The organism is Tumebacillus algifaecis (assembly GCF_002243515.1).
Taxonomy (GTDB): Bacteria; Bacillota; Bacilli; order Tumebacillales; family Tumebacillaceae; genus Tumebacillus_A; species Tumebacillus_A algifaecis.
The window spans coordinates 3,700,328-3,716,758 of the sequence record NZ_CP022657.1 but is presented as its reverse complement, the minus strand read 5'-3'; the positions used below and the strand labels follow the sequence as shown (position 1 = coordinate 3,716,758).

The window sequence follows — 16,431 nt, the reverse complement described above, 5'->3', positions numbered from 1 at the left end:
TTGTCAATATGCTATACTTAAAATGTTTTCAACCTTGCACAAAGCAGGAGGAATCACAGATGGAAGTCATCAAAATTTCACCGCGCGGTTATTGTTACGGGGTGGTCGATGCGATGGTGCTGGCTCAGCAGGCGGCCAAGGACCTTGATTTGCCTCGCCCGGTCTATATACTCGGCAAGATCGTTCACAATCAGCATGTGGTCGATGCATTCACAGAGCAGGGCATCATCACGGTCGATGGCGACAACCGCCTGGAACTGCTCGATAAGATTGACAAAGGCACCGTAATCTTTACAGCGCATGGCGTCTCACCGGAAGTACGGAGAAAAGCGCAAGAGAAAGGCTTGACCACAGTTGATGCTACCTGCCCGGATGTCACGAAGACACATGAACTGATTCGTGAGAAGACCGCACAGGGTTATGCGATCATCTACATCGGCAAAAAGGGCCATCCAGAGCCAGAGGGTGCGATGGGGGTAGCCCCGAATTCGGTGCATCTTGTGGAGAAGGAAGCGGATGTCGCGAATTTGCAGCTCGAAGGCGAGAAGATTCTGGTTACCAACCAGACAACGATGAGTCAGTGGGATACGAAGCATTTGATGAATGTGGTGCTGAAAAAGTTTCCGCATGTGGAGATTCACAATGAGATCTGCTTGGCGACACAGATTCGACAAGAAGCGGTGTCGGAACAGGCTGGTGCGGCCGATCTGACCATCGTCGTCGGAGACCCGGCATCGAACAATTCCAACCGTCTCGCTCAAGTTTCGGAAGACATCGCAGGCACCACCGCGTACCGCATCGCCGATGTTTCGGAGTTGCAACTGGAATGGCTGCAAGGTGTAAATCGAGTGGCCGTCACGTCAGGTGCCTCGACACCGACGCAGATCACCAAAGAAGTGATCGAGTTCCTTGAGCAGTACGACTCGCAAAATGAAGCGACGTGGGAACGTCTGCGCAAAGTGTCATTGAATCGTATCTTGCCGCGTTTTAAAGAGAAGACGAAGTAAAAAAAGTCAACATCCTTCGCGGATGTTGACTTTTTTCTTATCGGCGATCCAGTGAGCGAATCGCTTCAAATACCTCGGATAAGGTCGAGGTAATCTGGTTGCGGAAGTCTGTTAGTTCAGTTCGGAACTCGGACATCTCCGCGCGAATCTGGACAATATCTTGGCGGACTTCGGTGATTTCTGCTCGAACTTCAACGATCTCTTGGCGGACTTCAGCAACTTCTGCTCGAACTTCAACGATCTCTTGGCGGACTTCAGCAACTTCTGCTCGAACTTCAACGATCTCTTGGCGGACTTCAGCAACTTCTGCTCGAACTTCAACGATCTCTTGGCGAACCTCAGAAATTTCTGCACGGACTTCGGCCATCTCCTCGCGAACTTCGGCAATCTCTTCGCGGATATCAGCAATTTCCTCGCGAACTTCGGCAATCTCTTCACGAACCTCAGCAACTTCTGCGCGGACTTCAGCCATCTCTTCACGCACTTCAGCAATTTCTGCGCGAATCTCCGCCTTGAAATCCTGCATTTCATTACGAATCTCCGTTTTGAAACCTACCATTTCAGTTCTTAACTCGTTTAGGTTGCTTTCGATTTTTTGTATGTGATGACGCAGTTCTTTTTGACCGTCGTTAAGTTCTTTGACGGCAACCTTCAATAGTCGTACATCGTGATGAACGATCATAAGGGCGGGCAGCTCTTTGCGGAAATTAAACTTGTTGTGGGACATTGGACTTTCTTCCCCTTTTTGAAAAGTTGGACCCGTGGGGTCCACGTATCTGGTGAGAAGAGCTGCTTGTATCAATTATATAGATTTGGAGAATCTAAATCTACACAAATGTGAAATCGGATTTCTCTCAGCAAAGATCGAAAATCAGCTCAAACGAAGCGAATGAGACTTTGGACAACGAAAGGTGACAACACACAAAAACCCGACAGGCGCTGGACCTGTCGGGTTTCTTGCAACATTACTCCGGCATCACACCGGTATAGGTCGATTGCGGACGGATGATCCGACCGGATGCTGCTTCAAGGATGTGTGCACACCAACCGACTGTGCGAGAGACGGCGAACGACGGGGTGAACAGTGCGTCGGGCAGGCCGATGGCACGCATCACCGCCGCTGCGTAAAATTCGACGTTGGTGTTCAAAGGACGATTCGGCTTGTACTCCTTTAACAAGCGCAGGCCGACTTCTTCGACGTGCACGGCGAGTGCGAACCACGGATCATCGCCCGCCAGTTCGGAAGAGATCGTGGACAGTGCTTTGGCGCGCGGGTCGTACGTTCGATAGACACGGTGGCCAAAGCCCATCAGACGCTCGCCCGCTTCCAACTTGGCACGCATCCACGGTTCGGCGTTTTCTTTGCTGCCGATCGCTTCGATCATCTCGGTCACCTCGGACGGTGCACCACCGTGCAACGGGCCTTTTAACGCGCCAATTGCTGCGGTCACCGAGGAGATCAGGTCGGAGCGGGTGGAGGCGACCACACGTCCAGCAAATGTCGATGCGTTCAAACCGTGCTCTTGCGTCAAGATCAGATAGGCGTCAAGCGCACGCACGTGAGCGGCTTGCGGTACTTCTCCCTTGAGCATGTACAGATAGTTTGCCGTATGATCGAGATCGGCACGCGGATTGACTGGCTCGCGGCCTTCAAGGCGGGCGTAACGATAAGCGACGATCGTCGGGACCTTGGCTGTCAGCGAAATCACCTGTTCCAATGTCGGGGGCCAAGCGGCAAATGCTTCCGTACCGAGCAGGGAGACACCTGTCCGCAGTGCGCTCATCATGTCCGTATCGGCTGGAATCGCGTCGAGTGCTGTCTTGACAAAAGCGGGCAGTTCGCGCTGGGCTACCAGCTTGTCCTGAAGCGCTTTCAACTCGGCCGCACTGGGCAGATGGCCGTACCAGAGAAGATGGGCGACTTCTTCAAACGTATGATTGATGGCCAGATCGCGGGCCCAATGGTTGCGATAGACGAGCAGTCCGTTTTGTCCATCGACGAGGCTCAAGTCGGTTTGTGCAACGACGACATGTTCCAGTCCGAGCGAGATGATGTTTTCCAAGTTCTCCAACCCCTTTTCTCATACTATCTTCTGTTTTCAGTATATCGACACATTTATTGAAGGGGAAATAGAGATACTTGTGGTATACGATTATAAAATATAATCAATTAGAGGATTGACAACATGGATCTCAAACTCCTCCGCACTTTTATCATGATGGCAAAGGAACTCAATTTTCACCGCACGGCGGAGCGGCTCTATCTGGCGCAACCGACCGTTTCGGTTCACATCCGTCAACTGGAAGAGCTGGTTGGCTATCCGTTGTTTGAGCGCTCCGGTCGCAAAGTACGGCTGACTGCAGCCGGGGAGCGCTTCCGACTGCATGCTGATCGCATCCTCGAAGCGCACGATGAGGCACTTTCCGATCTGGCGCGCTGGAAGGCAGGTTATGATGACCGATTGGATCTGTTGTTAGCACCGCTTTGCGCAGAGCATGTGTTGCCACCGCTTTGGAAGAAGTATACGATGATGCACCCCAACGTAGAAGTTCGCATCTATACGACTTTGTCCCCTTCGGTTGGGCCTGGAATCGCTGCGGGGCGGTCACACATCGGGCTGGCGCGGTCCGCTTCCTCGCATCCTGACACGGAGACGCGTATTTTGCACGAAGACCCGGTGACGCTGATCGCACCGGGGACGGTCGATCCGCAAAAAGTAGACTACCGCGAACTGTTGCTCGACCACCCATTGCTCACGAAAAATCACCCTGAATATTGGGACGAACTGCTCTTCCAGCTTCATGAAAATCGTGCTCCGATTCGCCCGATGTCAGTTTCACAGGTCGCGGTCACCCGCAAACTGATCATCGAAGGTCTTGGCGTCTCCTTTCTCCCCAAATCGGCGGTACAGGAAGATTTGGCAAAAGGGGATCTGGTCGAACTGCCCACCCCGGACCTGCGCCTGCCCACCGCGTACACCTACGTCATCACGCCACGCAACAAAGAATTGCCACGGGCTGCGCAGGATTTTCTCAAACTGCTTCAACTCGCATGAACAGTACCTTCCCCAATCAATGCTTGTTCGAAGCTCCCAACTTGAATGCGTATGTTCCAAGGCGGACATCTATGAGATTTGGCGCGATCTCCACAAAGGCGAGAGCTGCATGGTGGAGCGAATCGTACGAACGAATTGGGCGAATCTGTGGTAAAATAAAAGGTGAGGGAGGCGATGTAACAATGAAACGACTCGTACTTACCGGACTCATTCTCACCGTTGCTGTCACATTCACCGGTTGCGGCGGCGAGCACACCACTCATGCTGATTCAACGCATGGAAACCATGCACAGCACACCCACAAATAACATTCCATGCAGCACATAAAAAGGCCGCGGGCACAGGCTCCCGCGGCTTTTTGCATTATTGAATCGGCTTTCTTCGAGAAAACTTTCGTGCCACGTTGTTGATCAGCAGGAAGGCGCAAAATATCCACGCGTAGCCAGTCACTCCCATCAACCAGAGGGGCACGGTATGGCCCTGCGCTTTGATCCGCACGAAAAAGGTCGTGCTCACGATGAGCAACAAAAACGAAAGAAAGGTGAGCAGCCGACTCACATTTCTCCGCCGTTCCGCCTTCATCCCCGCACCTCAGACGTCGCACCTTTCTGCAACTTCTCCTGCAAAGCGACCAAGTCGGGGGCGAGAGGCGCCTCGACGACAATGACCTCCCCGCTGGCAGGGTGGTTAAAAGATACTTTAGAGGCGTGCAAAGCCTGGCGTTTTAGCAAATTCAAACCGACATGCCCATATTGGCGGTCACCGAGCAGCGGATGGCCGAGATGGGTCAGATGCACCCGAATTTGATGGGTGCGACCCGTCTCCAGTTCCAATTGCACCAGCGTTGCTGTCTCAAAACGCTCCAGCACGTGATATCGTGTCAAAGCAAACTCTCCCGCATTCGGTCGCACCGCCCGCAGGTTGGGATTTTGCTTATGTTTTCCGATCGGTGCGTCAATCTGCCCGCGCTCTTCAGAGATGGTACCGTCAACAAACGCTACATACTCCCGCTTCAGCTCGCGATCCCGCAGTTGACGATCCAGATGCTGATGGGCAAACGCTGTCTTGGCGACCACCAGTACGCCCGACGTATCGCGGTCGATCCGATGCACGGGGCGCATTTTGGTCTGTAAACCTTGTTGCATGAAATGGTGGGTGAGACCATGTGACAACGTTTCTGTCTGTGTGGGATTGGTCGGATGCACCAAGAGAAACGGACGCTTATTCACCACGATCAGATGCTCATCTTCAAATAAGATGGAAAGCGGCATCTCGACCGGAGCCAGTCCCGCTTCCTCTTGAAAAGATAGTGCGGCGCGAATCACATCGCCTTCCTTGACTTCACGACCCAGGTAGGCCGGCTTTTTGTTGAGCTGAATTCCTTTTGTGCGCGTCAGTTTCTGAATCATCCGCCGCGAAATTGAAAGCGACCCCGTCAAAATTTGCTCTACCGTCCGCCCTGCTTCCGCCGCGCTCACCGTATGCGCCGTCCACTTCCGTTCTGACATCACCAAAATCCTCCGATCATCGTTTCCGTGTAGTATTCCCTTTGTAACATAGTCCACTCGTCTTGCAAAGCCGAACACGCAAAAAGAGCCGCCGATGAAGGCTGCCCTTTTTGCATTCGTAGAGTTACTGTTTCTTCTGTTTGAAAGTGTGGCACATGGTAGCGGATTTGTGATGCGCAATATCTTTGTGTACACCTTCCCCGATTTCGCCAATTTCAGAGCTGAAGTCACGATTGGCGTGCGCGTCAATGTCCACCAAGATGGAATTTGCGTTGCACCCGCCGCCTGTTGCCCAGTAGTCACAGTTGCTAACCGAACAGCGTACTTCCGGCATCCACATGCACTCCTTTCAAAATGGGGTCTGGGCTTAGTATGGCTTGTTGGGGTGGCAGAAATCGTGACAGTATTTGGTGGTTTTGATCTCTCTCACTTCACCGCATAACAGCGAATGGGCGGTGATGCAATCTCTTGCAGGACAAGTACAGAGATTGGTAATCTGAACATAAGAAGATTTTGAAAACGGTTTCCGGATAAATGGGAACCTGTCAAACAGGGAAGTCTACTTTCGAGAAACCTTTTAATAGTAGGGGGAAATGGATAATGGCAGAACAAATGGACCTTTTACCGCTTCGTCATGTCGATTTTGTAGAATTTTATGTAGGGAACGCGAAACAAGCAGCCTTTTACCTGGCAGGCGCTTTCGGTTTCAAGCCGGTGGCGTACAAGGGTCTTGAAACGGGCTCCCGCGACCGCGTTTCTTATTTGATGCAATCGGGTGACATCAACATCGTGTTGACCGGCACGCTGATCGAAGACAACGAGATCGCACAGCATGTAAAAACGCATGGCGACGGTGTTAAGGACATCGCAATGCGAGTTGACGATGCTACCTCTTCGTATCATGAAGCGATCAAGCGCGGTGCAAAATCGGCGTTTGAACCGATTGAACTTTCCGATGAACACGGCACCGTCAAATTGGCGGCGATCTATACGTACGGCGAAACTCTGCACACCTTTGTCGAGCGCGACAACTACAAAGGAGTTTTCCTGCCGGGCTTCACAGCCTATAACGGCAACATGCCGATCAACAACGCAGGGCTTGTCGCTTGTGACCACATCGTCGGCAACGTCGAAGAAGGCAAGATGAACGAATGGATGGACTTCTACGCACGAGTGCTCGGCTTCAGCCAATTGATCTCCTTTGACGACAACGACATCTCCACCGAATACACTGCGCTGATGTCCAAAGTTATGCAAAACGGCACTGGCCGCATCAAGTTCCCGATCAATGAGCCGGCACAAGGCAAGAAGAAATCGCAGATCGAAGAGTACCTCGATTTCTACAATGGCCCGGGCGCACAACATATGGCGCTGCTCACTCATGACATCATCGAGACGGTTGCGAAACTGCGCGAAAACGGCGTAGAGTTCCTGAACGTGCCGGACACCTACTATGAGGACCTGAAGTCCCGCGTCGGCGAAATCGACGAAGAGATTGAAGAGATCAAGAAGCTCAATCTGCTGGTCGATCGCGATGAGGACGGCTATCTCTTGCAAATCTTCACCAAGCCGATCATGGACCGCCCGACTTTCTTCTTTGAAATCATCCAGCGCAAAGGTGCGAAGAGCTTTGGCAAAGGCAACTTCCGCGCGCTGTTCGAAGCGATCGAACGCGAGCAGGAACTGCGCGGCACCCTGTAATGAAATTCGTATCCTATCAGCATCCGGAACTGGGTGAACGAGCAGGTTACTTGCAGCACGATCATGTGCTCGACCTCGCGCTCGCCCAAGGCCATGCACAGGAACAAGGACGTTGTCTTTCTCAACGTCCTCTTCCTGTCACTATGGCCGGGATCTTAGAGCTGGAAGGGGAAGGGCTGCAAGCAGCCCGTGCCATCGCTGAATACACAGCAAACACGCAGGTTGCCAGTTTGCCGTTCGCACTTCCACTCGAACGAGCACAGCTGCTCGCACCGGTGCCGCGCCCGCGTTCGTTTCGCGACTTCTACGCTTTTGAAGAGCATGTCAAAACAGCACGGGGTCGCCGCGGCTTGGAGATGGTGCCGGAGTGGTACGATTTCCCGGTGTTCTATTTCTCCAATCACAATGCCTTTGTCGGGACGGATGCTTTGGTGGAGCGTCCTGCCTATACAAAATGGCTCGACTTTGAACTGGAGATCGCCTGTGTGATCGGCAAGACAGGGCGCGACATCAAAGCTTCCGATGCGGCTCAGCATATCGCTGGATTTGCCATCCTCAACGACTGGTCGGCCCGCGATGTGCAACGCGAAGAGGTGAAGGTGGGCTTGGGCCCGGCAAAAGGCAAAGATTTTGCGACGTCGATGGGCCCGTATCTGCTGACGCTCGATGAACTGGAGGACGTGCGGGACGGGGATCGCTGGAATTTGGAGATGACGGCCAAAGTCAATGGACAAGAGCTATCCCGCGGCAATTTCCGCACGATCTACTTTTCGTTCGCCGATCTGATCGCCCGCGCATCGGAAGGCGTTACGCTGTACCCAGGCGATGTGATCGGTTCTGGTACGGTTGGCACTGGCTGTATCTTAGAACTGGGGACGGACGTGCACCGTTGGCTGGAACCTGGTGATCTGGTCGAAATGGAGATTGAACGCCTCGGCGTGTTACGCAACACAGTGAAAGAGGAAGGAGGCAGCGGCTGTGCCATTTTATCATAAATTAGGAGAGATCCCGCCGAAGCGACACACGCAGTTCCGTCAGGCGGATGGCTCCCTGTATCGCGAACAGTTGATGTCTACGAAAGGCTTTTCTGATATTTACTCGTTGACCTATCATATCAACCCGCCGACGCAAGTGACGCGGGTGGAAAAGATCCGCGACATCGTGATTGAAAAAGAAGATTCGGGTGCGCTCAAGCATCGTCACTTCTTTGGAAACCGCGTTGAATTGTCGGGTGATGCGATCGATTCCCGCCAAGTGCTGATGTTCAACAGTGACGTGTCACTTGCGATCAGCAAACCGACCACCGAGATGAACTACTACTACCGCAATGGTGACTGTGATGAAGTGCTGTTCGTTCACGAAGGGGAAGGGGTGCTGGAGACGATCTTCGGAAACCTGCCGTATCACAAAGGCGACTACCTCATGATTCCGGTCGGTACGACGTATCGCGTGGTGATGAACAGTCCGAGCCGCTTTTTTGTGATCGAATCGGCTTCGATGATCAAAACACCGCGTCGCTACCGCAATGAGCACGGTCAGTTGGAAGAGCACTCGCCGTTTTGCGAGCGAGACATCCGTCCGCCGTCCGAACTGATCACTCACGATGAAAAAGGTGAGTTTGAAGTACGCGTCAAATCGCGCAACATGTTGCACTCGTACATCTTCGACTTCCATCCGCTCGATGTGGTCGGTTGGGATGGGTATCTGTTCCCGTACGCGTTTAACATCGACGATTTTGAGCCGATCACCGGACGTCTGCATCAGCCGCCGCCGGTGCATCAAACTTTCGAAGCGGCAGGCTTTGTCATCTGCTCGTTCGTACCGCGCCTGTACGACTATCATCCGCTGTCCATCCCGGCGCCGTACTACCATTCCAACATCGAATCGGACGAAGTGCTGTACTACGTCGATGGCAATTTCATGAGCCGCAAAGGCATCGAAGAAGGCTCGATCACCTTGCACCCGATGGGCATCCCGCACGGGCCACACCCCGGCACGATCGAAAAGTCGATCGGGGCGAAAGAAACGCAGGAACTAGCCGTCATGGTCGATACGTTCAAGCCGCTTCACATCGCCAAAGTGGCGCATGGGGTGGAAGACACCAACTACATGTACTCCTGGCTGCCTCCAAAGGCGTAAAGAAAGAGAGGTAAACATATGCAACTTGATCCGGCAACACTCTCTTGGGACGCTGCTTATAAATATCTGAACGGCGCGATTCTGCCGCGACCGATCGCCTTTGTTTCGACGGTTGATGCGGAGGGCAATCTCAACCTCGCACCGTTTTCTTTCTTCACCGCAGTTGCGGCCAATCCGATGACGATCTGTTTTTCGGTGATGCGACGCGGGACGGACGGTGAGAAAAAAGACACCTTGCGGAACATCGAAGCGACGAAAGAGTTCGTCGTCAACGTCGTGTCCGAATCGTTCGCCAACCAGATGAACGTGACGGCAGGCGAGTTCCCGCAAAATGTCTCCGAGTTCGAAGAATCGGGTTTGACGCCTGTGGCGAGTACGGTGGTGAAAGCGCCGCGCGTCAAGGAATCGCTTGTCAACTTCGAGTGCAAGTTGACAGAGATCGTCCACATCGGGGACGACAAAGGGGCTGGGTCGCTGGTCATCGGTCAGGTTGTTCAGGTGCACGTCGATGATGAGGTGCATTTTGATGGCAAGATCGATACGAAAAAGCTTCAGCCGATCGGCCGTCTCGCAGGGGCTGATTACGTGCGTTGCACGGATACGTTTGAAATGATGCGAAAAAAATAGTACGCTAAACAAGGCAACCTGCCTGCCAGGTTGCCTTGTCCTTTGCGAGGGGAGGCAGACAATAGATGTCAGAGTTGTACTATGCGACGTACACGCTACATGAAGGCGAACAGATGGTGGCGCGCTTTGCGGACATCAACAAGCGTGACGGTTTCGAGATTTCGCTCGGGATGTACCGCGCCAATTTGGGGCCGGTAACGCGGGACGTGTTTATGCAATACGCCGAACGCTTTGAAGGCGATGTGGTGTTGGAAGGGGAAAACTCGAAATGATAAAATTGATCATCACTCTGCTCTTGCCACTGTTGGCTGTAGTCTGGCTAATGTATGTGATCAAGCGCAAAGCGAAATACCAAACGCCTGTGGATGGCATCGGTGCGATGCTGATTTATTGGATCGTCGGTTTTCTGGTTACCTGGCTGTTTGCCACCTATCTTGGCCTTTACATGTATGGCTTGGCGACAGAAACCGGGGTGGGTGAAAGCGCGAAAATCCTGTTTGTGCTGAGCGTTTATGTCGGCGGTCTGTGGGGCGCATTACTGCCGTATCGTGCCTATGCGCGCGCGAAGAAAGACAAGGTGGGGATCTGGTTAGGCAGCGCTTTTGTGTACAGCGTGCTGTTCTACCTATCGACGATGTTCGTGCGTTAAGCAAACGTTGTACGACAATTATTAAATTTCTGTCTATTTTTGTTGAAATCGAAAAGTTTATGTCGTATAATCTACGTAGGGGATGCACTTATTAAAAGCGATGCAGCGATGAAAAGCTGCCACGAGAGAGTGAATGTTTGTGCCTAGGGGGGGCGGCACTTGGGGAAGTGCCGTAATGCAGATATTCGCTCTCGGCAGCAGCGGCTTGTCAGGACAGAGAAGATCGTTTACAATGAGAGACAGCAGAGACATGCTACTCAATCATGTAACACAACCAACGCAAGTAACATTGACAACTGAGAACCGTCTCGCATAACTGGCGGAAACGTGGAGTGCACCACGAGGGAGTGCGAGAGGAACAAACATAGCCGACCGCCTGGGCACCTTTGGATTTTTTCAGAGGCTCAGGGCGGTTTTATCTTTTTTTCTGAGCCGAGACAGTAGGGATGAGGAGAGAGGGGGCGTTTGTCAGATGGTATTCGAGGAGCGATATGGGGAGCGGGTGACCTGCCCGCATTGTGAAGCGAAGGGAGCAACGTTTGAGGAGATTCTGACGGTAGAGGGCAGCTTTGAAGAGGTCGCCTGGCAACCAAGCACCTGCGCCCGATGCGGAACTGAGGTGCTGTTCAAGCGCGTGCGTGATCTGGAGCAGGTCACCTCGCTTTGGCTGGCCGATGCGAGTGGAGAGCCGCTGCGCCGTTACGTGATCTTCCCAGAATCAAACGGTCGCCGTGTCCTGTGGCGCATGTTCGTCGAGGACCCGTTGCATACCTTCCTGGCCCGTCAAGGCTTCTACGACCGCTATCTTCGCCCCGTCTTTCCAATCAAGCGGGCAGCAGGCGGCAATTCACCTGTGGTGAAACAAGCAAGCGTCAAGCAATAGCTGCGAGGAAACCCTCGTCTGTTTAACTGGCAAGCGTTTCAGAAAGGCAAAACCCCCGTTTCAACCACGGGGGTTTTTTCCTGTTCGCATGCTCATTATGATTCACTTTTGGGGTGCTGCACGAGCGGAAGATCGATAAAATACCCCGAAGATTCCTGCAATACGTCTGTCGCTGATCTGACGCCTTCATCCTATTCAAACGATAAGGGTTTAGATGTGCAGACTGTGACTGTCAGATCCTATTTATACTGCTTCCAGTCTTGTTTGGAGTTGTTGAGCAGGTATTCGAAGTTGTTATCCAATTCCTTCTGCTCTTTTTCGCGGCGAGTGACTTCGGCTTGGCGGCGTTGGTCTTCTTGGGCGCGCTCTTGTGCTTTCATCTCGGAGGACTTTTCTTGCAGTTGTTTTAGCATCTCTGGGTTGAGCAGGTCTTTGAGGGTGGTGCCTTTCTCTTTGGGCATGTCGTTTTTGCCGACGCGGTAGTTGTCGAGCGGGTCGCGCTGTTGTGCGTTTTGCTGTTTATTGCTCCCTTTGCTTTTGCCTTTTTTCATCTTTTTCACCTTCTCCTTTAGATGCCCGCGGGTGCGGAGTTCGTCGAGCACCCGCTGTTTATCTCCGTCTTCGCAGACGATGAAAATCTCCTGAATCGCCTCTGTCGTCTTGGCCAAAAGTTTCAGCCCGCTGTCTGTAAAATACTGAAACGTCATCTCCTCCTGCTCCGATTTATGCGGGGAGATGACTCCTGTGATCACCGAGCGCACCTGCTCGATCGTGCCGAGATCCTCCAACACCTTCTCGTAGCCGCCGATGATCGTGTGCATCTTTTTCACCTTGTTTTCGCGGTGACGGTGCTTGCGGCTCACTGATTTGCTCCTTGCTCCGGATCGACCAGCATCGCCATCGGATAGGCTTCTTCCAACCGCACACCGTTGAGATAGCCCCAGGCCATCACGCCATCCATTCGCGTCACTTCGAAACGGTCTTGCGAATCGATAATCGTGTAGGTTTTGCCAATTTTGATCTGCGCTTTGTCCATGGTATAGGAAAGCGCGAGATAATATTTACGCTCCAATACGTCCAGTTCCTCGTAACGCTGTTCGGCAAGCGCACGATTCCCTTCGTCTTGTAGCCGTTTCATCTCCACGTCCAATTCCTCATTGCTCATCTCGCGGTACAATTTTGCCATGATTCCTATGTCTCCTTTGACCTGACTTTCGATCTTTCTATTATACACCTTTCCTGCGCTTCCCGCCTTGAGCGGCCGGATTCACGCATCGAGGCAGGGTCGTATTTCTGCGCGTCAATTGACAGTTCAGGTCGATCTTTGAGATGATTTACATAGTGTACGATGAGGAGGGGTGTCACCATGGGGAAGTTGACCAACAAGAAGGCGTGGCCGATCTGGCTCGGAGCTGTTGTGGTCGTGGGAGCTGTCGCATACCTGAGCAACACCTATTTTTCCAAACAGGATGAGCCGATTGGGAAGCCTGTCACCGAACAGCCAGGTGAGCAACATCAGGAGCCTAAGCCCGCCCAGGAGCCAGCGCAGCAACCGGCGCCACCAACAACTCCTACCCCGGAGCCGGGCACATCGCAAACGCCCGTCCCGGCGACCGATGCGATTTCGTTCGCCGCCTACAGCGGAAGTGGCTCGATGAACATTCGCGACCGCGGCTACGTAAACGACGCGTTTCAACTGAAAAGCATCGACTGGTCGGACGCCAGCCGCACTCTCTACGTATTCTTAGATATGCGCGCTTTTGAAGGCGTTGCCTATTTCCGCGTCAAAGACGAGACCGGAATGCTACTCGAACCGGAAAGCGTACTGCAAGCAGGGGAAGGTGCTCCCGCTTGGAGCCCGGTGCAGGCCGAAATCCCGCTCGTTTCCGAATACAAAGGAAAAGTGTTGCTCGTCGAGTTCTACACGAAAAGCGCAAGCGACGGCTCGCGCACCAATCCCCTGTTGCTGAAGATCAAACCGGAATAGCGAACGTCTCAAGAGGAGGTATTCATTCATGCAGCAAAAACCGCACTTAGAGCTGGTCAGCGGAGCGGAAGCGGCCGAACAATTACAAAAGTTTCCCGCTCCCGTTCAGACAGGTCTTTTCCATATTCCTAACCAATTGACCTGGCCTCTGCTCGTCCCGCACGGCGGACTCAAGGTTACACTTGAGCCAGGCAACACAGAAAAACAACTCACCTACGGACTTGTCAGCGCCATCGTCGCGTTTGAAGATAATTTCTACCTGCTCGGACATGTCGATTATGCGTATGGCGATGTCGAGCATACTGCGGTCTTCCGCCTCGACTGGACGCAAGACCGCACGTTGATCGAATCGATCGCCGAACTTGGCATCATCGGGTTGACCGATCAAATGCCTCCGAAACTGTCCGGCAAGGAGGAGATGGTCGAACATCTGACCCGCGTCGCCACCTTCGTCTGCCAATTTGATGCGATGGAACTGCACCGCTTGAAGATTCAGATGATCCGCATGCAAGAACAGGCCAAAATCACCCGCCATTGATCGGCGGGTTTTTATGTGCCTTGTGCAGAGTGGCTCAGCGACTCTGCATCCTTAAAGGCTTCGATGAAAATGGTCGTCGTCTCGCCCACGACCACATATTTCATTTTGATCGTGATCAGGTGGTCGGAGATGTGGAACTGCCGACTGTCCAGAAAATCGTGGAACACATCGGGATTCTCTTCGAACAGTTTCAACTCTTTATCGACCAGCTTTTTCATGCGGTTTTTGACCTCTTTTTGCACGGCCAATTTGATGAACTCATCGGGGGCCTGAAGCACGGTGACATTGATCTTGTGAATTTTACGGACGTTCGATTTTTCGATGTGCGTCAGTTTTTCCTGCAATTTCTGATGGTCTTCTTGCAGTTGGTTCAGTTCGTTCTGCCGCTCGGTCAGGCGCAGGTACAGCAGATCCAGATCGTGTCCGCTAAACGTTAAGAGCACCGCCGAACCAAAAAGCGCCCCGACCGAAAAGGTGGCCAGAAACTGACGGGTTCTCATTTGATCTCACCGACCATCCATTTGATCAAAAAGTAGCCGACGTTGCAGCCGAGAAAGGCCGCTACAATATAGCAAAGCTGCTTGATCGGTGCGCCGAACTGCCCGCCGAGCACGCCCGTCTCCAGCACTTTCAGCGCATCCATCGTGCCCCCGAGCGCGGCGACCAGCGCCCAGATTTTCAATTTATCCGCCATGTCCACCATTTCTGTCATCGGCGGGCGATGTGTGAGAAACGCCCCCATCGCCCCGAAGATCGAGCCGCCGAGCACGATTCCGAGCGCTACGAAGAAGTCGAGGATGACCGTACTCAAAAATCCCACAGACTCTCACTCCTCGTCCCATGTCTTTGTTGATACCTATGCAAAAAAGGGGACAGACATGCGATTGTAAACAAACAGGCGTAGGAGGACAGCTTCAACTGTGATAAAATGGAATCTACATGATTTCATACCATGCTTGTTTAGAAGAAGAAGGGGTTCTTATGACGTCATACATGCGGGTCCTGTGGGCCTTGTTTTACAAGTTTTTAGGGGCGGGGCTGGTGCTGATCACCGCGATCATGACGGCGCGTTTTTTGGGGCCGGAGGGACGGGGGTTTTTGACCACGATCACCAACAACCTAGCCATTTACTCGCCATTTGTCGGAGCGTACTCCGAATACATACCGTATGGGATCAACAAGCGGAAGCAGTCGCCTGCAAAAGTGTTTTCCACAACGCTGTTCTTTTGCTTCCTGCTGGTCTCGGTGATCTTTCTCGTGGCGCTCTTGGTGACGCCGTGGTTTTGGGAAACGTTCTGGCAGGGCAAGCCGACCGAAGCGATGGCTTGGTGGATCGCAGGACTGGCCGCACCGTTTGCATTGCTTCACGTCTATGTGACGCGTCTCGTCTTGGGACTCAATGAACTGCAATGGCTGAATCGGCTGAACACGCTGCAGTCGATGTTGATCATTCCGCTGATTATCGCCGCCTGCACACTGCCGACCGAGTATGGGGACAAGGTCTGCTTTACCTTTATCGCGTGGCTGGCCTCCTATGTGCTCACCTCGCTGATTTCCGCCGTGGTCGCGGTGAAAAAAGGGAAGGTCAGCCTGTGGCCCAAAGCGGATCGCTCGTTGCTCAAGGAAGTGTTTCGGTATGGCAACCAGTTGGCAGGCAGTCGGCTGTTGACGCAGATCAACTATCGGATCGACTTTTACCTCGTTCTCTTCCTGATCGGGGTCGAGACGGCGGGGATCTACTCGGTGGCCATCACAGTCGCTGACATGTTGCTCTTTGTCTCCTCGTCCTTGCTGCAAGTGGTGCTGACTCGCGTGTCCTCGCTGGAGGAAAAAGATTCTTCGCTGCTGACGGCGCGCACGTTTCGGCATACGGGCGTGATTCTGCTCGCCTCGCTGATCATTTTCTATCTGCTGATGCCGACGGTGATTCGCCTCGCTTTTGGTGAAAAGTTTGAGCCGTCGCTCGTTCCGTTTTATATCTTGCTGCCGGGCGTGGCGATGCTGGGGCTGGCAAACGTGCTGACCTCTTTCTTTACCAATCAGTTAGGGCAGCCGAAAATACTGATCCGGCTGGAAGCGGTGTCTGTCGTCTCGAACGTCGTGCTCACACTGTTCTTCTACGGTCTGCTGCACTTTGGCGCGGCCGGAATGGCGCTTGCCAAATCGACAGGGTACCTGATCATCTTTTCGATTGCCGTCTTCTATTTCTGCAAAGCGACCGAATATTCGCCCCGCAAGCTGTTCGTGTTACAGCCAGATGAAATCGGGCAGTACAAAAATCTGCTTGGCAAACTAACCAGCAAACTGCGCAAAAAAGACCAGCGATAGGCTGGTCT

The 16,431-nt window shown here is 53.0% G+C and carries 22 protein-coding genes and 1 riboswitch; of the genes, 14 read left to right on the top strand and 8 right to left on the bottom strand.

Features of this window, described 5'->3' with window-relative positions:
* Positions 1-59 precede the first annotated feature (59 nt).
* Positions 60-1,007, top strand: a complete 948-nt coding sequence (locus CIG75_RS16410; protein ID WP_094237612.1) for a 4-hydroxy-3-methylbut-2-enyl diphosphate reductase — start codon at positions 60-62, stop codon at positions 1,005-1,007.
* Positions 1,008-1,044: 37 nt separating this feature from the next.
* On the opposite strand, the gene CIG75_RS16405 is transcribed toward CIG75_RS16410, so the two are convergent.
* Positions 1,045-1,734, bottom strand: coding sequence for a DUF7121 family protein (locus CIG75_RS16405; RefSeq protein WP_094237611.1), 690 nt, complete (start codon positions 1,732-1,734; stop codon positions 1,045-1,047).
* Between the two features lie 238 nt (positions 1,735-1,972).
* A complete protein-coding gene (locus CIG75_RS16400) occupies positions 1,973-3,070 on the bottom strand; it encodes a citrate synthase/methylcitrate synthase (RefSeq protein ID WP_094237610.1) in 1,098 nt (365 codons plus the stop codon).
* Positions 3,071-3,193: 123 nt separating this feature from the next.
* Between CIG75_RS16400 and CIG75_RS16395 the strand changes: the two genes are divergently transcribed.
* Both CIG75_RS16395 and CIG75_RS21485 read left to right on the top strand, forming a co-directional pair.
* Positions 3,194-4,063 (top strand): LysR family transcriptional regulator, encoded by an 870-nt coding sequence (locus tag CIG75_RS16395; RefSeq protein ID WP_094237609.1) that lies wholly within the window; start codon positions 3,194-3,196, stop codon positions 4,061-4,063.
* Between the two features lie 182 nt (positions 4,064-4,245).
* Entirely contained in the window at positions 4,246-4,371 is a 126-nt protein-coding gene (locus CIG75_RS21485; RefSeq protein WP_265415043.1) for a hypothetical protein, read from the top strand.
* Between the two features lie 55 nt (positions 4,372-4,426).
* On the opposite strand, the gene CIG75_RS16390 is transcribed toward CIG75_RS21485, so the two are convergent.
* Complete coding sequence (locus CIG75_RS16390) at positions 4,427-4,645, bottom strand: hypothetical protein (protein WP_094237608.1); 219 nt, start codon at positions 4,643-4,645, stop codon at positions 4,427-4,429.
* Positions 4,642-5,571 (bottom strand): RluA family pseudouridine synthase, encoded by a 930-nt coding sequence (locus tag CIG75_RS16385; RefSeq protein ID WP_094237607.1) that lies wholly within the window; start codon positions 5,569-5,571, stop codon positions 4,642-4,644. The genes CIG75_RS16390 and CIG75_RS16385 overlap by 4 nt, the downstream gene beginning before the upstream one ends.
* A 94-nt stretch (positions 5,572-5,665) precedes the next feature.
* On the opposite strand from CIG75_RS16385, the gene CIG75_RS21705 reads away from it, so the two are divergent.
* From CIG75_RS21705 to CIG75_RS16345, 8 genes are all read left to right on the top strand, one after another.
* Positions 5,666-6,013: a hypothetical protein gene (locus CIG75_RS21705; RefSeq protein ID WP_456119757.1), complete on the top strand. Its 348-nt coding sequence runs from the start codon at positions 5,666-5,668 to the stop codon at positions 6,011-6,013.
* A gap of 158 nt (positions 6,014-6,171) precedes the next feature.
* Positions 6,172-7,272: a 4-hydroxyphenylpyruvate dioxygenase gene (hppD, locus tag CIG75_RS16375; protein ID WP_172844471.1), complete on the top strand. Its 1,101-nt coding sequence runs from the start codon at positions 6,172-6,174 to the stop codon at positions 7,270-7,272.
* Positions 7,272-8,267 (top strand): fumarylacetoacetate hydrolase family protein, encoded by a 996-nt coding sequence (locus tag CIG75_RS16370; RefSeq protein WP_094237604.1) that lies wholly within the window; start codon positions 7,272-7,274, stop codon positions 8,265-8,267. Before hppD ends, CIG75_RS16370 begins: the two co-directional genes overlap by 1 nt.
* Entirely contained in the window at positions 8,251-9,411 is a 1,161-nt protein-coding gene (locus tag CIG75_RS16365) for a homogentisate 1,2-dioxygenase (protein ID WP_094237603.1), read from the top strand. Before CIG75_RS16370 ends, CIG75_RS16365 begins: the two co-directional genes overlap by 17 nt.
* 18 nt (positions 9,412-9,429) lie before the next feature.
* Positions 9,430-10,038, top strand: a complete 609-nt coding sequence (locus CIG75_RS16360) for a flavin reductase family protein (RefSeq protein ID WP_094237602.1) — start codon at positions 9,430-9,432, stop codon at positions 10,036-10,038.
* A gap of 65 nt (positions 10,039-10,103) precedes the next feature.
* A complete protein-coding gene (locus CIG75_RS16355; protein ID WP_094237601.1) occupies positions 10,104-10,310 on the top strand; it encodes a hypothetical protein in 207 nt (68 codons plus the stop codon).
* Positions 10,307-10,687 (top strand): hypothetical protein, encoded by a 381-nt coding sequence (locus CIG75_RS16350; protein WP_094237600.1) that lies wholly within the window; start codon positions 10,307-10,309, stop codon positions 10,685-10,687. Before CIG75_RS16355 ends, CIG75_RS16350 begins: the two co-directional genes overlap by 4 nt.
* A 302-nt stretch (positions 10,688-10,989) precedes the next feature.
* A riboswitch (ZMP/ZTP riboswitch) is annotated at positions 10,990-11,076 on the top strand.
* A gap of 83 nt (positions 11,077-11,159) precedes the next feature.
* Positions 11,160-11,570, top strand: a complete 411-nt coding sequence (locus CIG75_RS16345) for a hypothetical protein (RefSeq protein ID WP_094237599.1) — start codon at positions 11,160-11,162, stop codon at positions 11,568-11,570.
* A 239-nt stretch (positions 11,571-11,809) separates the two neighbouring features.
* Here CIG75_RS16345 and CIG75_RS16340 read toward each other — a convergent pair whose 3' ends face one another.
* Together CIG75_RS16340 and CIG75_RS16335 are read right to left on the bottom strand one after the other, a co-directional pair.
* A complete protein-coding gene (locus tag CIG75_RS16340; RefSeq protein ID WP_094237598.1) occupies positions 11,810-12,433 on the bottom strand; it encodes a YqkE family protein in 624 nt (207 codons plus the stop codon).
* Entirely contained in the window at positions 12,430-12,756 is a 327-nt protein-coding gene (locus CIG75_RS16335) for a DUF1811 family protein (RefSeq protein ID WP_094237597.1), read from the bottom strand. Before CIG75_RS16335 ends, CIG75_RS16340 begins: the two co-directional genes overlap by 4 nt.
* A 180-nt stretch (positions 12,757-12,936) precedes the next feature.
* On the opposite strand from CIG75_RS16335, the gene CIG75_RS16330 reads away from it, so the two are divergent.
* Together CIG75_RS16330 and CIG75_RS16325 are read left to right on the top strand one after the other, a co-directional pair.
* Positions 12,937-13,557: a Gmad2 immunoglobulin-like domain-containing protein gene (locus CIG75_RS16330; RefSeq protein WP_157729604.1), complete on the top strand. Its 621-nt coding sequence runs from the start codon at positions 12,937-12,939 to the stop codon at positions 13,555-13,557.
* A 28-nt stretch (positions 13,558-13,585) separates the two neighbouring features.
* Positions 13,586-14,095, top strand: a complete 510-nt coding sequence (locus CIG75_RS16325) for a hypothetical protein (protein WP_094237595.1) — start codon at positions 13,586-13,588, stop codon at positions 14,093-14,095.
* Positions 14,096-14,106: 11 nt separating this feature from the next.
* Here CIG75_RS16325 and CIG75_RS16320 read toward each other — a convergent pair whose 3' ends face one another.
* Both CIG75_RS16320 and CIG75_RS16315 read right to left on the bottom strand, forming a co-directional pair.
* Complete coding sequence (locus CIG75_RS16320; protein WP_094237594.1) at positions 14,107-14,595, bottom strand: sporulation membrane protein YtrI; 489 nt, start codon at positions 14,593-14,595, stop codon at positions 14,107-14,109.
* Positions 14,592-14,915 carry a YtrH family sporulation protein gene (locus tag CIG75_RS16315; RefSeq protein WP_094237593.1) on the bottom strand — a complete coding sequence of 108 codons (324 nt, stop codon included), beginning with the start codon at positions 14,913-14,915 and terminating at the stop codon, positions 14,592-14,594. The genes CIG75_RS16320 and CIG75_RS16315 overlap by 4 nt, the downstream gene beginning before the upstream one ends.
* A 161-nt stretch (positions 14,916-15,076) precedes the next feature.
* On the opposite strand from CIG75_RS16315, the gene CIG75_RS16310 reads away from it, so the two are divergent.
* Positions 15,077-16,423 (top strand): oligosaccharide flippase family protein, encoded by a 1,347-nt coding sequence (locus CIG75_RS16310; protein ID WP_157729603.1) that lies wholly within the window; start codon positions 15,077-15,079, stop codon positions 16,421-16,423.
* Positions 16,424-16,431 lie beyond the last annotated feature (8 nt).

What these genes read in the sequence shown, in the direction of transcription:
- CIG75_RS16410 (WP_094237612.1), top strand. Translation starts at nt 60, where the DNA reads ATGGAAGTCATCAAAATTTCACCGCGCGGTTATTGTTACGGGGTGGTC.
- CIG75_RS16405 (WP_094237611.1), bottom strand. Translation starts at nt 1,734, where the DNA reads ATGTCCCACAACAAGTTTAATTTCCGCAAAGAGCTGCCCGCCCTTATG.
- CIG75_RS16395 (WP_094237609.1), top strand. Translation starts at nt 3,194, where the DNA reads ATGGATCTCAAACTCCTCCGCACTTTTATCATGATGGCAAAGGAACTC.
- CIG75_RS21485 (WP_265415043.1), top strand. Translation starts at nt 4,246, where the DNA reads ATGAAACGACTCGTACTTACCGGACTCATTCTCACCGTTGCTGTCACA.
- CIG75_RS16390 (WP_094237608.1), bottom strand. Translation starts at nt 4,645, where the DNA reads ATGAAGGCGGAACGGCGGAGAAATGTGAGTCGGCTGCTCACCTTTCTT.
- CIG75_RS16385 (WP_094237607.1), bottom strand. Translation starts at nt 5,571, where the DNA reads ATGTCAGAACGGAAGTGGACGGCGCATACGGTGAGCGCGGCGGAAGCA.
- CIG75_RS21705 (WP_456119757.1), top strand. Translation starts at nt 5,666, where the DNA reads ATGAAGGCTGCCCTTTTTGCATTCGTAGAGTTACTGTTTCTTCTGTTT.
- hppD (WP_172844471.1), top strand. Translation starts at nt 6,172, where the DNA reads ATGGCAGAACAAATGGACCTTTTACCGCTTCGTCATGTCGATTTTGTA.
- CIG75_RS16370 (WP_094237604.1), top strand. Translation starts at nt 7,272, where the DNA reads ATGAAATTCGTATCCTATCAGCATCCGGAACTGGGTGAACGAGCAGGT.
- CIG75_RS16360 (WP_094237602.1), top strand. Translation starts at nt 9,430, where the DNA reads ATGCAACTTGATCCGGCAACACTCTCTTGGGACGCTGCTTATAAATAT.
- CIG75_RS16355 (WP_094237601.1), top strand. Translation starts at nt 10,104, where the DNA reads ATGTCAGAGTTGTACTATGCGACGTACACGCTACATGAAGGCGAACAG.
- CIG75_RS16350 (WP_094237600.1), top strand. Translation starts at nt 10,307, where the DNA reads ATGATAAAATTGATCATCACTCTGCTCTTGCCACTGTTGGCTGTAGTC.
- CIG75_RS16345 (WP_094237599.1), top strand. Translation starts at nt 11,160, where the DNA reads ATGGTATTCGAGGAGCGATATGGGGAGCGGGTGACCTGCCCGCATTGT.
- CIG75_RS16335 (WP_094237597.1), bottom strand. Translation starts at nt 12,756, where the DNA reads ATGGCAAAATTGTACCGCGAGATGAGCAATGAGGAATTGGACGTGGAG.
- CIG75_RS16330 (WP_157729604.1), top strand. Translation starts at nt 12,937, where the DNA reads ATGGGGAAGTTGACCAACAAGAAGGCGTGGCCGATCTGGCTCGGAGCT.
- CIG75_RS16325 (WP_094237595.1), top strand. Translation starts at nt 13,586, where the DNA reads ATGCAGCAAAAACCGCACTTAGAGCTGGTCAGCGGAGCGGAAGCGGCC.
- CIG75_RS16320 (WP_094237594.1), bottom strand. Translation starts at nt 14,595, where the DNA reads ATGAGAACCCGTCAGTTTCTGGCCACCTTTTCGGTCGGGGCGCTTTTT.
- CIG75_RS16310 (WP_157729603.1), top strand. Translation starts at nt 15,077, where the DNA reads ATGACGTCATACATGCGGGTCCTGTGGGCCTTGTTTTACAAGTTTTTA.